Annotated in this window: 14 protein-coding genes and 1 pseudogene; 5 read left to right on the forward strand and 10 right to left on the reverse strand. The window is 64.0% G+C overall.

Features of this window, described 5'->3' with window-relative positions:
* The 10 genes from nagZ to GJ700_RS32280 form a co-directional block, all read right to left on the reverse strand.
* Positions 1-1,488, reverse strand: coding sequence for a beta-N-acetylhexosaminidase (nagZ, locus tag GJ700_RS32235; protein WP_154381848.1), 1,488 nt, complete (start codon positions 1,486-1,488; stop codon positions 1-3).
* On the reverse strand, positions 1,485-2,300 hold the full coding sequence (locus GJ700_RS32240) for a carbohydrate ABC transporter permease (RefSeq protein ID WP_154381850.1): 816 nt from the start codon (positions 2,298-2,300) through the stop codon (positions 1,485-1,487). Before GJ700_RS32240 ends, nagZ begins: the two co-directional genes overlap by 4 nt.
* The gene (locus tag GJ700_RS32245) at positions 2,297-3,157 is read right to left on the reverse strand and encodes a carbohydrate ABC transporter permease (RefSeq protein WP_154381882.1); all 861 of its coding nucleotides are present in this window, start codon (positions 3,155-3,157) and stop codon (positions 2,297-2,299) included. Before GJ700_RS32245 ends, GJ700_RS32240 begins: the two co-directional genes overlap by 4 nt.
* Positions 3,157-4,410 carry an ABC transporter substrate-binding protein gene (locus GJ700_RS32250; protein ID WP_229507370.1) on the reverse strand — a complete coding sequence of 418 codons (1,254 nt, stop codon included), beginning with the start codon at positions 4,408-4,410 and terminating at the stop codon, positions 3,157-3,159. Before GJ700_RS32250 ends, GJ700_RS32245 begins: the two co-directional genes overlap by 1 nt.
* Before the next feature lie 212 nt (positions 4,411-4,622).
* On the reverse strand, positions 4,623-5,636 hold the full coding sequence (locus tag GJ700_RS32255; protein ID WP_154381854.1) for an SIS domain-containing protein: 1,014 nt from the start codon (positions 5,634-5,636) through the stop codon (positions 4,623-4,625).
* The gene (nagA, locus tag GJ700_RS32260) at positions 5,626-6,741 is read right to left on the reverse strand and encodes an N-acetylglucosamine-6-phosphate deacetylase (protein ID WP_154381856.1); all 1,116 of its coding nucleotides are present in this window, start codon (positions 6,739-6,741) and stop codon (positions 5,626-5,628) included. Before nagA ends, GJ700_RS32255 begins: the two co-directional genes overlap by 11 nt.
* Positions 6,738-7,472 (reverse strand): GntR family transcriptional regulator, encoded by a 735-nt coding sequence (locus tag GJ700_RS32265; protein WP_154381858.1) that lies wholly within the window; start codon positions 7,470-7,472, stop codon positions 6,738-6,740. Before GJ700_RS32265 ends, nagA begins: the two co-directional genes overlap by 4 nt.
* Positions 7,473-7,509: 37 nt before the next feature.
* Complete coding sequence (locus GJ700_RS32270; RefSeq protein WP_154381860.1) at positions 7,510-8,379, reverse strand: glucosamine kinase nucleotide-binding domain-containing protein; 870 nt, start codon at positions 8,377-8,379, stop codon at positions 7,510-7,512.
* A 273-nt stretch (positions 8,380-8,652) separates the two neighbouring features.
* Positions 8,653-9,999, reverse strand: coding sequence for a GIN domain-containing protein (locus GJ700_RS32275; RefSeq protein ID WP_154381862.1), 1,347 nt, complete (start codon positions 9,997-9,999; stop codon positions 8,653-8,655).
* Positions 10,000-10,226: 227 nt separating this feature from the next.
* Positions 10,227-10,523 (reverse strand): hypothetical protein, encoded by a 297-nt coding sequence (locus GJ700_RS32280; protein WP_154381864.1) that lies wholly within the window; start codon positions 10,521-10,523, stop codon positions 10,227-10,229.
* A gap of 121 nt (positions 10,524-10,644) precedes the next feature.
* On the opposite strand from GJ700_RS32280, the gene GJ700_RS32285 reads away from it, so the two are divergent.
* The 5 genes and pseudogenes from GJ700_RS32285 to GJ700_RS32305 form a co-directional block, all read left to right on the forward strand.
* On the forward strand, positions 10,645-11,565 hold the full coding sequence (locus tag GJ700_RS32285; protein ID WP_154381866.1) for a LysR family transcriptional regulator: 921 nt from the start codon (positions 10,645-10,647) through the stop codon (positions 11,563-11,565).
* A gap of 114 nt (positions 11,566-11,679) precedes the next feature.
* Positions 11,680-11,865, forward strand: coding sequence for a hypothetical protein (locus tag GJ700_RS32290; RefSeq protein WP_154381868.1), 186 nt, complete (start codon positions 11,680-11,682; stop codon positions 11,863-11,865).
* Position 11,866: 1 nt separating this feature from the next.
* Positions 11,867-12,349, forward strand: a complete 483-nt coding sequence (locus tag GJ700_RS32295) for a hypothetical protein (RefSeq protein ID WP_154381870.1) — start codon at positions 11,867-11,869, stop codon at positions 12,347-12,349.
* Between the two features lie 33 nt (positions 12,350-12,382).
* Positions 12,383-14,032 (forward strand): ExeA family protein, encoded by a 1,650-nt coding sequence (locus tag GJ700_RS32300; protein ID WP_154381872.1) that lies wholly within the window; start codon positions 12,383-12,385, stop codon positions 14,030-14,032.
* 3 nt (positions 14,033-14,035) lie between these two features.
* Positions 14,036-14,225: pseudogene (locus GJ700_RS32305) on the forward strand (general secretion pathway protein GspB); the annotation flags it as partial.

Below are 14,225 nucleotides of genomic sequence, written 5' to 3' on the forward strand. Positions count from 1 at the left end.
TTATTTGAAGCCGGGCACCGGACAGGCGCCGGCCGCTTTCAGTTCGCCGGACAGCCACGCATTGATGGCGTCCAGCGCCGGCTGGGCGAAGCCATACGTCATCAGCGCGGGGGCGTCGATGTCCAGCGCCTGGTAGGGATTCCACAGCGCCAGGTGCAGGTGCGGGCGCCACGTGGCGCGCGGGTTCGCGCCATAGCGCAGGCGCGACGTCGATGCCAGGATCGTGTAGCGGCCATCGTTCGGCAGCGTGCGCCAGTCAAACGTATCCGCGTCGGCATACGTCACGAGGTCCACGTCGTACAGGCGGCCCAGCGACTCGGCGACCTTGGCGGCCGGCACGCCCGCTTCCGACACGCCGTCCGACACCACGTCCTGGCGCGCCACCAGGCGCACCTTGGCGCCAGCGAGCGGACGCAGCGGGGCGCCGCGCGCCGTCAGGCTGCGGCGCCAGCCTTCCGCCATGATGGCGCGGTCGGCCGCGTCGGTTTCATAGGCGTGGCCTTTGCACGGGTATTCGTGGGCCAGCGCGGACAGGCGCGCCAGCCGTTCATCGACACCCGGTTGCGGCAGCGTGCGGTCGGCCAATGCGTTGGCGATCGCGGTCAGGGTTTCTTCCTGCGTTTCACGGGTGCCCAGCGCCATCACCATGTCGGCGCCCGCCGCCAGCGCCCGCACGGCCGCGTTGCCGACGCCATAGCGGCCCGCGATGGCGTGCATGTCCATGCCGTCCGTGATGATGACGCCCTGGTAATTCCAGCGCCGGCGCAGGATGCCGTCGAGGATCGCCGGCGACATGGTGGCCGGATTGTCCGCATCGATGGCGGGGTAGACGATGTGCGCCGTCATCATGGCCGGCGCGCTTGGCGCGGCAATGCGGAACGGGCGGAATTCGAAGTTTTCCAGTTCGGACAACGGCTTGTCGACGGTCGGCAAGTCGCGGTGCGAATCCACGTGGGTGTCGCCATGGCCGGGGAAGTGCTTGACGCAGCACGCCACGCCTTCCGCATGGCTGCCGGCCATCCAGGCCATCGCCAGTTCCGCCGCGCGCACGGGTTCTTCGCCGAACGAGCGTTCCGCGATCACGGGGTTGTGCGGGTTGTTGTTCAAGTCCAGCACGGGCGCGAAGTTCCAGTTGAACCCCAGCGCTTTCACGGCGCGCGCCACGGCGGCGCCCGTCCGGTAGCACAGGTCCGTATCGTCGGCCGCACCCAGGCCCATGGCGGCCGGCGGCGCCGGAACCCAGGTCGAACGCACCACGGCGCCGCCTTCCTGGTCAATGGCGATCAGCGCTTCCGGTCCCATGACGGCGCGCAGGGCGGCCGTCAGCCTGGATAATTGCTCGGAATCGACCATGTTGCCGCGGAACAGGCAGACACCGCGGATGCCGTTGCGGCGGATAAAGTCGGCCGTGTCGGCGTCCAGTTCCGTGCCGGGGAAACGGATCATGATCAATTGTCCGGCGATTTTGCGTAAGTCCTGATGTGTCATTTAACGGCTCCGTCCATGCCACGCATGAAATATCGTTGAGTAAAGAGGAAGGCTGCCAACGTAGGCAAAATGGTGAGCACCGTACCGGCCGCAATGACGCGGGTGCTCGAGCCGAAGGTGCCGCGCAAATACAGCACGCCCACCGACAGCGGAAACTCGTCCGGCTTGCTCATCACGATCGAGGGCCAGATATATTCATTCCATGCTTCCACCGCGGTCAGGATGCCGACCGTGGCCAGCCACGGCGCCACCAGCGGCAGCATGATGCGGGTAAAGATGATCCATTCCGACGCGCCATCGACGCGCGCCGCATCGATCAAGTCTTGCGGCACTTCTTCGAACGCCTGCTTCAGCAGCAGGATGGCGACCGCCGTCACCACGTTCGGCAAGATCACGCCCGCATACGTGTCGACCAGCGACAGCTTGGTGACGGTGATGAAGTTGACGAGGAAATTGACTTCGGACGGCAGCACCATGGTGGCCAGGATCAGGCCGAACACCAGTTGCCGGCCCCGGAAGCGCAGGCGCGCCAGCGGGTAAGCCGCCATCGAGCACAGCACCAGTTTCCAGAACACGGTGAACGCGGCAATCAGCACGGAATTCTTGAAGAACGCGAAGAAGGGGATGACACGGAACGCTTCCTCGAAATTCACCAGCGATGGCGATTTGGGCCAGAACGTGGGCGGGAAGGCGAAGATATTGCCTTCCGTGGACAGGGCCGTCACCACGGTCCACCAGAACGGGAACACGCAGATCACCGCGATGGCGCACAGCGCGGCGTAGTGCATGACGGTCGACGCGCGGTTCTTCATTTCTTCCCCGGTTTCAGCCAGCGCAGGCACAGTACCGCGATGCCGATGCAGAACACGGAGACCACCATGCTGGCAGCCAGCGCGCGCGGCAGCTTCAAGTGTTTCAAGCCCTGATCATATGCGTAATACAGCGCCGTGAAGGTGGAGTTCATCGGGCCGCCCTGGGTCAGCACGTCGACTTCCTGGTATGCCTTCAATGCGGCCAGCACCGACAGCACGGAGCACACGGCAATGGTGGGTTTCAGCATCGGCACGGTGATTTTCCAGAAGCGCTGCCAGCGCGTGGCGCCGTCGAGCATGGCCGCTTCGTGCATGTCGGCCGGCACCGCCTGCAGCGCGGCCAGGTACATCACCATGTACCAGCCCAGCCCGCGCCACATGGTGACGAACATGATGCAAAACAGGGCCAGCGTATCGTCGGACAACCAGCCGACGGGCGCGTCCACCAGGCGCAGCACCGTCAGTACGTAATTCAGCGTGCCCTGTTCGTGGAACATGAAGCCCCACATGATGCCGACCACGGATACGGTGGTCACGACCGGCACGTAAAACGCGGCGCGGAACAGTTTGATGCCGGGCAGTTGATTATTGACCAGCACGGCAAGGCTCAGCGCACCGATTTGCACGAACGGCACCATCAACAGGAACACCAGCGAGTTTTTCAGGCCGGTGACGAACATGTCGTTGCCGAAGATGTAGCGGAAGTTATCCAGCCCGACGAACGACGTGGGCCGCACCAGGCTGTAATCGGTAAATGCAAGATACGACCCATAGCCGACCGGCCAGAATGAAAACACGGCCAGCAACACCAGCGCCGGCGCCAGGAACAGCCATGCCTGCAACGTGGGGCGATTCATCACGCCCCCATCCCGTAGGGCGGCTTTTCCAAAGCCGCCGCGCCAGCAGGCAACGACAGATCGGCACGACCTGCCCCCGCGCCGCTGGAAATCCCAGCATGCTTTTGACGGCCCAGCTTCCGGTTCCAGATCGCCGCAGCCTCATCCAGCGCCGTCCTGATGTCGGCCCGTCCCGTCACGCCCGCCTCGACCGCCTTCACCAGCACCCGCCGCAATTCGTCGTAATCCTCGACGCCCGCCACATACATGGTGCGCGCATGCGGCATCGACACGGCGCCCGCCGGCACCGCCTTTTCCGTCGCACCCAAGCCGGCGGCACGGGTAAAGAACGGATCCTGCGCCGCGCGCGCCGCCGCCGGATACACGCTGGCCTGCTTCGCGAACGCCAGCTGGTTCGCATCGTTGGTCAGAAAGCGCGCAAACTCGCCGATCGCGGGCAGCTTGCCGGCTTCGACCCGCGCCGGCACGGCAAAATGAATCAGCCAGCCGCCGTCGGCAATGCCGGTGGGACCCAGCGGCGCGGGGGCCACGTCGGTTTTCGCATAGATATCCCTGGCATCCGTTTCAATCCGGCGCACGGCGGTGGGCGGCGCCAGCAACATGCCGAGGCGGCCGCCTTTATAGGCGTCGATTGCGGCGGGGAAGTTATCTTCGGCGAACAGCGCATCTTTCAGCAGGCCGCCAGCCTTGTACGTTTGCGCCAGCTTTTCCAGCAGCGCCACGTGCGCCGGCGTGTTGAAGGCGGCGCGGCCGTTGGCCAGCACCGGCAGGCCCTGCTGCATCATCAAGCCATCGATCTTGGACAGGGCGGGGCACAGGCCAGCCTTACCCGTGCGCTGCGCGATCTGGCGCGCGAACGCCAGTTGCTCGTCCAAGGTGCGGGGCGGATGGTCAAGGCCCGCGGCCTTGAAAATTTCCGTGTTGTAGGCAATCACGGCGACATTGCTGTACAGGGGGAAGCCGTACGTCTTGCCGTGGAAGGTCAGGTCTTGCAGCGTGCTGGCGAGGTATTGCGTGCGATGCCCCTCCAGCATGGTGTCGACCGGCGTCAGCAAACCGTCGCGGGCCAGTTCATCGGCCCACGGCACGTTCAGGTTGACCAGCGCGGGCGGCGTGCCGGCCACGATGCGGGTCACCAGCTTGGTCTGGATGATGTCCCACGGGAAGTCGACCCATTCGATTTTTGTTCCCGGGTGCGACGCTTCGTATTGTTTGACGACGCCTTCGAAGTAGGGCGTGAATTTGGGCTTCATGCTGAAGGTCCAGAATTCGATTTTTTCAGCGAAAGCCGGAGCCGGGCCTGCTCCCATGGCCAGCGCCATTGCAGCGGTAAGCAATAATCTGGTCTTCATGGTCAGCCTGTCGGGCGGGTTCGTCGAATCCGCCTTGCATGATGTGCGTCGGCGCATGCGTGGCGGGTTGGTAAAACCCGCCCTACGGAGTTGCGTCCCGTTTCCTGGGTTTCTTAATTGGTTTTCGTGACTTTGCTCAGGTGGCGTGGCTTGTCCGGATCCAGTCCGCGCGCGGCCGACAGCTTGGCCGCCATCACGTAAAACGCCTGGATCGCAACGATCGGGTCCAGGTCCGGCGTGGCGGCGACCGGCAACGTCAGGTCGCGCTGCGCCACGTCATCCGGTGCGGCCAGCAGCACGCGCGCGCCACGGCCGCGCATTTCATCGGCCAGCGCCAGCAAGCCGGCCTGCGTCGGGCCGCGGGTGGCGAAGATCAGCAGCGGGTAGCCTTCATCGATCAGCGCCATCGGGCCGTGCTTGATTTCCGCGCCGCTGAACGCTTCCGCTTGCAGTGCCGAGGTTTCCTTGAACTTCAATGCCGATTCCAGTGCGACCGGGAACGAAATGCCGCGGCCCACCACCATGATGTTTTTGGCCGGGGCCAGCACGTCGATGGCTGGCGACCAGTCCAGCTGGCCCGCCTGCGACAGCGATTCCGGCAGCGCCGCCAGCGCGGCCTGCAATTCCGGATCGTTCTGCCATTGCGCCACCAGGCGGGCGCCGGCCACCAGGCTGGTGATGAAGCTCTTGGTGGCGGCCACCGATTGTTCCTTGCCGGCGTGCAGCGGCATCGCCCATTCGGCGGCGTTGGCCAGCGGCGACGTGATGTCGTTGACCAGCGCCACGGTGGTGGCGCCGCCGTCGCGGAAGTAGCGGATCGGTTCCACCACGTCCGGGCTCTGGCCCGATTGCGACACGGCGATGGTCAGCGTATCGCGGGTGATCAGCGGCGACTTGTGCAAGGTGACCAACGACATCGGCAACGACGCCACCACGCGGCCCAGGCGCGCCATGATCAGGTACGCGATGTAATTGCACGCGTGGTCGGAACTGCCGCGCGCCACGGTCAGCGCGGTGGAGTACGGCGTGCTCCTCAATTTGCGTCCCAGCTCCGCGTAGCGGTCGGCGTCATTCGCCAGTTGCAGCGCGACGCATTCGGCGGCGGACAGGGCTTCTTTAAGCATCATTGAGGTCACAACGTTCTCCTTCGATATAAACGGCTTTGATGGTGAGATCGCGATCCAGTACCACCAGATCGGCATATGCGCCGGCCGCAAGACGGCCGCGCTCCTGCAAGCCGAGGTAATCGGCAGCATGCGTTGAAACCCGGGCCGAGGCGTCCGCCAGCGGCAGGCCGAGTCCGACCAGGTTCCGCAGCGCCTGGTCCAGTGTGAGGGTGCTGCCCGCGAGGGTGCCATCCGGCAGGCGTACGCCACCCATGCATTTGTGCACGGTATGGCGGCCCAGCATGTATTCGCCATCGGGCATGCCCGTGGCGGCCGTCGAATCGGTAACGCAGTACAGGCGCGGTATCGCGCGCAGCGCGGTGCGGATCGCGCCTGGATGAACGTGCAGCAAATCCGGAATCAGTTCCGCATATTCCGCATGGGCCAGCGCGGCGCCGACCATGCCGGGCTCGCGGTGGTGCAAGCCGCTCATCGCGTTGAACAGGTGCGTGAAGCCCGATGCGCCATGTTCCAGCGCGGCCACGCCATCGTCATAGGAACCCAGCGTGTGGCCAATCTGCACGCGCATGCCTTCGGCGGCCAGTTCGCGCACCAGTGACAGGTGGCCGGCGATTTCCGGCGCCACCGTGATGACTTTCAACGGCGCCAGCGCTTCGAGCCGCTGCACTTCCGCCAGCGTGGCGGCGCGCGCGAAATTCGGCTGCGCGCCCAGTTTTCCGGAATTGATGTACGGCCCTTCCAGGTGCGCGCCCAGCACGCGCGATTCGTTCTTGCCGCGCTGCCGGACGGCCTTGCCGATGGCGGTCAACGCCACGTCGATCTCGTCCTGCGGCGCCGTCATGGTGGTGGCCAGCAGGCTGGTGGTGCCGTGCCGCGCATGGATTCGTGCAATCGTATGAACGGCGTCGCCGCCCTCCATCACATCCTTGCCGGCGCCGCCGTGCACGTGCAGGTCGATAAAGCCGGGCAGGATATAGTCATCGCCATTCGTGTCAGGATTGGACGGCGCGCCTTGCACCGCCGCGATGCGTTCATCAAACGTGATGCCGCCATGGACCCAGCCAGTCGGGGTCAGGATATTGCCTTGGATTGTTGCACCGCTCATCTGCGCGACTCCGCTACAAATTCATAATAATCGCTGCGGCAATAGGAGTGGGTCAGCTCCACGGCCGCGCCGTTTTCCAGGTAACTCACGCGTGTAATGTGCAGCATCGCTTCGCCGGGCTGGATGTTGGCCAGCCGGGCTTGTTCCGCATTCGCATTGACCGCGCGGATGTGCTGCAGCGCGCGCATGGGCACCGTGCCATTCGCTTCCAGGTAGCCATACAGGGAACCCGTGACACTGTGCGGGTTCGGCATGTAGGTCGCCGGGATGGTCGACGTTTCAATCGCCATCACCACGTCGTCCGCCGTCCGCAAGCGCTTTAATCGCGCGACCGGCATGTTGGGGGACAAGCCCAGCGACAGCAATTCCAGCGGCGCCGCCACGCCCAGTTCGCGCTGCAGCCAGCGCGATCCCGCCGTAAAGCCGCGCTGGCGCAGCTCTTCGGAAAAACTCGTCAGGCGCGACAGCGGCTGTTCCAGTTTCGGCGTGATATACGTGCCGGAACCCCGTTTGCGGGTCAGCATGCCGCGGTCGCACAGCAAGTCGATCGCCTTGCGCGCCGTGACGCGCGAGATGTCGAGAATTTCAGACAGCACCCGTTCGGACGGCAGCGCTTCATTGGCGCGCCAGTCTCCGCAGGTGATGCTATCGGACAGCTTGTTGGCCAACTGCATGTACAGCGGCGTGTCGCTGGTGTGATCCGGCCTGAAATCGCTCAACTGATCGAGCATGGTTTTGCCTCTCTTCTCTCTTATATAAAAGGGGAAATTAGCCTTCAACTTTCTTGCGGATCAAACGCAACGCGCCTGCCGCCGAATCGCCCTGCGGCGGCACGATACGGTGCAGCAAGTCGACCGGCAGGTAAGCGCGCATCGGTTCGCCGAGGCCGCCGCACAGCGCGATCGGCAACTTGCGTTCCGGATCGAGCGCGGTGGCAATCAAGTCCACCTGGCGGCCTGCTTCCAGCAGGATTTCGCGCGCGGTGGGATCATTGTTCGCGTGTTGCAGCACGATCGGCGCCAGCTTCGCGTAACTGGTTTGTGTGGCGTTGGCCAGCCATACTTGGATCGCGTGGCGCTCGCCGCCGCACGCCACCGCCACCGCGATGGCAAAGGCCCCGCCCTGTACACGGCCATCGAGTACCTGCTGCACGTGGTTGACAGCGGATAAACCCATCCATGCCCCGCTGGCTTCATCGCCGGCGGGGAAGCCCCAGCCGCCCACTTCGCGCCGCGTCCCGTCAGGCAGCAGCACTTCGCCCACGCTGCCCGTGCCCAGCGCAATGATGGCGCCCGGCTTGCCGCTGTGCGCCCCCAGCACCGTGGTGTAAGCGTCGGTTTCCAGCGCCACGGCGGCGTAGCCCGGATTCGCTTCGATGAAATTGCCGGCCCACTGCGGGTTATGCACCCCCGCCAGGCCCAGACCGATGGCGACCACGCCACGTGGCGGCACGTCAAGGCCGCCGGCCTGGAACGCTTTGGCGGCCGCATCTTCCACCGAGTTCCATGCATTTTTAATGCCGTGCAATAAGCCGGACGGGCCGCTGTCGCCTTCGCCCACTGGCACACCGTTGCTGCGCTCGATACGCACCCGGGTGCCGCTGCCGCCGCCGTCGACGCCGATGAAGAATTCGATCATTTTGTAATCCGAGATGAGAAGCTGTGGGGCACTATAAGTTTGCCTAACCAGCTTGTCAACAGGTATTTAACTGGTATTAAAAAATGATGAAGTGGACTAGCGTAATTTGTTGCTATGTGTGTGCTAAGTAATTGTTTTTATTGTGAAAGATGTTTTTTAAATTTGGTATTGCATCTGGTCTGGCCTAATGCCAATTTTTCAGTGGCATGGGGGCGTGTAAACAAAAAAAAGCCCGGCATGGGCCGGGCACAAGGACAGAAAGGGGAGAGCTGTCTAGTTCCGCTCGCGCACGCCGCTGCGGTCGACCATGACGACGCGGGGCGCGTTGTTGGAACTGCGCGTATGGCCGGTATTGAGCTGGCCCTGCACATTGACGGTGGCGTTGCCGGGGCCGTGCACCTGGATTTCCGCCTGCTTGGCCAGCAGGTTGCGCGCTTCCAGGTTGCCGGAGCCGGTCAGGTGGGCGTCCAGGGTGGCGGTGGTGCCGTCGAGCACGACCTGGCCGGGGCCGCTCATCGTGACTTTGACCTTTTCACATTGCGTGGTGGTTTTCAGATCGCCCGAGCCGCGCACTTCCGCGTCCAGGGTATCGCTGACTTTCTTCAGGTAGATATTGCCGGGGCCCCGGTTGCGGGTCACGGCGCGCGAGACCACCAGGTCTTTCGCATTAAGGTCGCCCGAACCGTTGACTTCCGCGCTCAGGGTCGCGCTGCTGCCGGACAGGTCGACACTGCCGGGGCCGTCCAGGATCACGCGCACGTTATTACTTTGCAAGCCACGGGCGCTGAGGTCGCCGGAACCATGCACTTCCGCATCGAATTTCTTGATGTTGCCGGCGATGCACGCGTTGCCGGGGCCGCGCAGGACGGCGGAAACGTTTTCCACGCTGAGGCTGCACGCTTCCAGGTCGCCGGAGCTGGCGACTTCGGCGCGGATTTCACGGCTGCTGCCGCGCAAGGTGACGGTGCCGGGACCGTGCAGCGACGCATTGATGGTCGATACTTTCAGCTCATGCATGTCGACGTCGCCGGAACCGCCGATGTCCAGGTTGACGTCTTGCGTGACGTTGCCGATGTGCGTGTCGCCGGGACCGCTCAATTGCACGTTCAGGCTGGCCGAGCGCAGCGAGCGCAAGTCCATGTCGCCACTGCCGGTGCCGCGCACCACGAGGTTGGTGACGGCGCCTTCGGCGCGCACGTCGCCGGAACCGGACGACGTCAGCGCGAATTGCTGGCCATGCACTTTTTCAATTTTCACGTCGCCGCTGCCGGCGTTGCGCAAGCTTTGCAGGCCGGCGGCGCTGATGGTGACGGTGGCGGGGTCCGGCGAGCGGCCGATGTTGATGGTGAAACCCTGCTTTTTCAGCGAGCGCACCACCAGCGTGCCGTTTTCCACTTTGGTTTCAATGTTGTCCAGCTGGCGGCGGGTGCCGCGCAACGTCAGCGCGGCCTGGCCATTGTCGGTCACCACCACGTTGAACGGGCCGGCCAGTTCGATGGCGCTGAAGGCGCTGACGGGACGGGTTTCCGTGGCGGGGGACTTGTCTTCCTTGTTGTCGGCCTGGGCCAGGCCGGCCAGGATCAGGGCGGAAACAACGGCGGTGGTTTTTATCAGGTTCATTGTCACACCTCAAATTAAGTGTGTGAACAATATGCTAAATGCCGGACGATGGCGTGCGGAAAGGGATGAAAGCGCGATTTCGGGGGATCAGCTGCAAAAAATGGGCGCTGAAATGTTGCCGCCCCGCTCCGGCCGCTCAAGAGGGGCCAGGCCCTGTAATGTCGAGTCAGGATCAGGGGCCAGGCCCTGTAATGTCGAGTAAACAGGGCCTGGCACCATATTGTCGATTACTTCAACAGGTCGTATTGCTGCGACATCGTCGAGCGGTGGTTGCGCACGGCTTCGGCTGCTTCGGCGCGCACTTCTTCGCGCGTGCGGCCAACCGGCTTGGCGGCCACGGCGGTCACGGCGGCCGTGGCGGCCGTGGTGGTGTTGGCCGTGGTCGAGGCGCTTGCCAGCAGCACGGGTTTTTTGCTGTCCGCTTGCGGCGCCTGTTTCGCCTCGGCCGGGGTGTCGGCGGCAAAGGATGACGTGGCGCCCAGCAGGGTAATGGCCAGCGCGGCGATGGTGTGTTTGGTATTCATGTCAGGCTCCTTCAGGTCGAACGATGTTTTGATGTTGCCAGTTTAATCGTTGCGATGTCAGCAAAAAAGGCGAATAATCGCAATGCACAATTCCTGTATTGGAAATAATGGAGGTGGTGGTATGGACCGGCTGCAATCGATGCGCGTGTTTGCCAAGGTGGTGGAGCAGGGCAGTTTTGCCCGCGCCGGCATGGCGCTGGAGATGTCGAATGCCGTGGTGACGCGCCACGTGGCGGACCTGGAACAGCACCTGGGGACGCGTCTGCTGAACCGCACCACGCGCAAGCTGTCGCTGACGGAAACCGGCAACGGCTACCTGGACCGCGTGCGCCAGATCCTCGCCGATATCGACGAGGCGGATGCCGCCGCATCGGAGGCGGCCTGCAAGGCCACAGGCACCTTGCGCCTGTATTGCCACCCGAATTTCGGCCAGTCCCAGCTGGCGCACATGCTGCCCCGCTTTGCCGCCGCCCATCCCGGCCTGGTGCTGGATGTGACCCTGGCGGACCGCACCGTTGACCTGGTGGAAGACGGCTATGATGCGGGCATTTTCATCGGCGTACAAAAGGTCGATGGCAACATGATCGTGCGGCCGCTGGGCAGTTCCACCGTGATCCTGACGGCCTCGCCGGACTATGTGCGGCGGCGCGGCGCACCGCTGGCGCCCAAGGCCTTGTCGGACCACGATTGCCTGAACCACTCCTTCGACCAGATGCGCCACCACGCGTGGCGCGTGCAGTGCAACGGCAAGGAAATCCGTGTCCCCATCGTCAGCAAGATGATTTCCAACAGCAACGAAGTGTTGCGCCAGGCGGCGCTGGCCGGCATGGGCATCATGTTGCGTACTTCCTACACACTGGGTGACGACTTGAGCACGGGAAAACTCGTGCAATTGTTACCGGAATATTGCACGGGACGGCTGGAAGTCTTGCTGGTTTATCCGAGCCGCAAGCTGGTGTCGGCCAAGGTACGGGCGTTTGTTGATTTCATGACACAAGCGTTTCCCGATCCGGCTGCCGATCCATGGTTGTCTGCCTTGTAACGATTACAGTTTTCCTGTCGGGTTGCCGATACCAAAGGAAGCGGCGCACCCTATACGGATGGTGTCATAATGCATGCAAGTGGTGCATGGCTCAGCCAGCACAGGAGAAACAACATGATCAAATACCTCGGGACCAGAAAAACCGGCGAAGGCGGAACGCTGTACGTTTTCCTGATCAATGGCCAGCAAAAGGAAGTCCGCGAAGGCGCGCTGAAGCAATATCCCGGCTGCTACGAGGCGCTGCCGGCCGCCGCCAAGGCGAAAATCAGCGCCAACCGCGCGTGGCTGTCCAAGACCTGACATGCCGTTGCATTCGTTCCTCAAGGGCGGCGCGCTGCTTGCCGCCGTGCTGTCCTTTTCCGCGCACGCGGTCACGCCCACCACGTTTGGCACGGTGATCGGCAGCGCGCTGCTGTGCAACGACCAGACCGTCAATCAGCCGTTTTACGATTACATGGTGCGTTTCTTTGGCCCGCCGTACAAGCGTGACGGCGGCGCCTGGTGGTTCCGTACGCCCGATGCGCGGCTGTGGGATACCGAGATCAGCGAAGTGATGGTCAGCGACGATACGTGGCCGCTGGTGTTCGTCGGCGCCGTGGCGGAAACCACGCCGGATTTGCTGGAACAGGCCGTGACTGCACAAAGCGGCGTCCGGTATGCGAAAATTGACAATTCGCGCTTTCCAGTCCGGGAAACCAGGCCGGGAAGCAGGATCGTTTATTTCGACCGCAAATCCAAGATTTACTGCGCCAAGTTCAAGCCGCTGCCGCCCGCGTTAAGGTGAGGCGCCGGCGCCGGGACAGGCGCCAGGGGCTTCATGTACACGCAATTCTTCCAGCTGAAACAGTCGCCGTTTTCCATCGCGCCCGACCCGCGCTACCTGTACATGAGCGAACGCCATCGCGAAGCGCTCGCGCATTTGCTGTATGGCGTGGGCAGCGGCGGCGGCTTTGTGCTGCTGACGGGCGAAATCGGCGCCGGGAAAACCACGGTTTGCCGCTGCTTCATGGAGCAGATTCCCGCCAATTGCGAGCTGGGTTACATCTTCAATCCGCGCCTGACGGTGGAAGAATTGCTGCAATCGGTGTGCGAAGAGTTCCGCATCGCGCTGCCGGACCATGCGGCGCACAGCGTCAAAGGGTATATCGACGCCATCAACCGCCATTTGCTGGCCAGTCACGCGGCCGGGCGCAATAACGTGCTGGTGATCGACGAAGCGCAAAACCTGTCGGCGGCGGTGCTGGAGCAATTGCGGCTGCTGACCAACCTGGAAACGTCCGAGCGCAAGCTGTTGCAAATCATCCTGATCGGCCAGCCGGAGTTGCGCGCCATGCTGGCCCGTCCCGAGCTGGAACAACTGGCGCAGCGCGTGATTGCGCGCTACCACCTGGGTTCGCTGTCGGTGGAGGAAACGGGCAGCTACATCGGCCACCGCCTGGCGGTGGCGGGCGCGCATGGGACACCGTTCCCGCGTCCGCTGATGTCTGTTATCCATGGCATGACGGGCGGGGTGCCGCGCCGTATCAACCTGTTGTGCGACCGGGCATTGCTGGGCGCGTACGTGGAAAACACGCACACGGTGACGCGCGCCATCCTGCGCCGCGCCGGCGCCGAAGTGTTCGCGGACATGGCATCGGCGCCGCAGTCGGCGCGCCGCCGCTGGCACTATGCGGCCGCCGGCGTGCTGGCTGGCGCTGCGCTGACGGGCGCCGCGGCGTGGCAGTTCTTGCCTGGCGCGACGGCTCCCTCCACCGTATCCACGGCGGGAGCCGGTTCGCAGGGTGGGCAGGTGTCCGCCGCCATGCCGGGAACCGCTCCTGCCGTGGCGCAAGGTGCGCCGGCGCAGTCCGCCGAGGCCACGCCGGGGGGCGATGCGGCATTGCGCCAACTGGCGGCGCTGTGGGGGCAGCACGTGCCGGAGGGCGATTTTTGTGCTTCCGCCGCCAGGCTGAATTTGCGTTGCCTGCGCGGCAAGGGCGGGTTGGATGAATTGCGTGCACTGGACCGTCCGGCTGTGCTGCAATTGACGGATGGCGTCGTGCCCCGCTATGCGCTGCTGGCCAGCCTGGACGAGCGCAATGCGGTATTGCAGGTGGGAGGCAAGACGGAAACCATGGCGCCCGCCACGCTGGCGCTGCGCTTTGACGGCGCCTATACGACGTTGTGGCGCGCTCCCCGCGCATGGCGCGACGAAGTGGTGGAAGGCGACCGTGGTCCCGACGTCGACTGGCTGGCGCGCCGCCTGGCCGACATCAATGGAACAAACAAGCCGCGCGACAACCGTCCCCTCGATGGCGCCACCTTGCAGCTGCTGCGGAAATTCCAGCAGGCGCAGGGATTGAAAGTCGATGGCGTGGCGGGACCGAAAACCATGATCCGGCTGCAGCAACTGGCCGGTATGCAAGAGCCACACCTGACCCGCGCGGCGGGGACGGCAACGGTGGCAACTGCGGTGGCGGGAAAATAAACCATGTCTTACATACTTGAAGCCCTGAAAAAAGCCCAGGCGGAGCGCCAACTGGGCGCCGCGCCGGATGTCCATGCGCCGACCATCGATGCGTATGCGGCGCGCAGCGCGGCCCGTCCCGCGTGGCTGCCTGCCGCGCTGGGCGGCGCCGCGGCGTGCGCGGCGATTGGCCTGGCGCTGTGGTGGCGCCACG

Source organism: Pseudoduganella rivuli (assembly GCF_009674485.1).
In the GTDB taxonomy this organism is placed as follows: Bacteria; Pseudomonadota; Gammaproteobacteria; order Burkholderiales; family Burkholderiaceae_D; genus Rugamonas; species Rugamonas rivuli_B.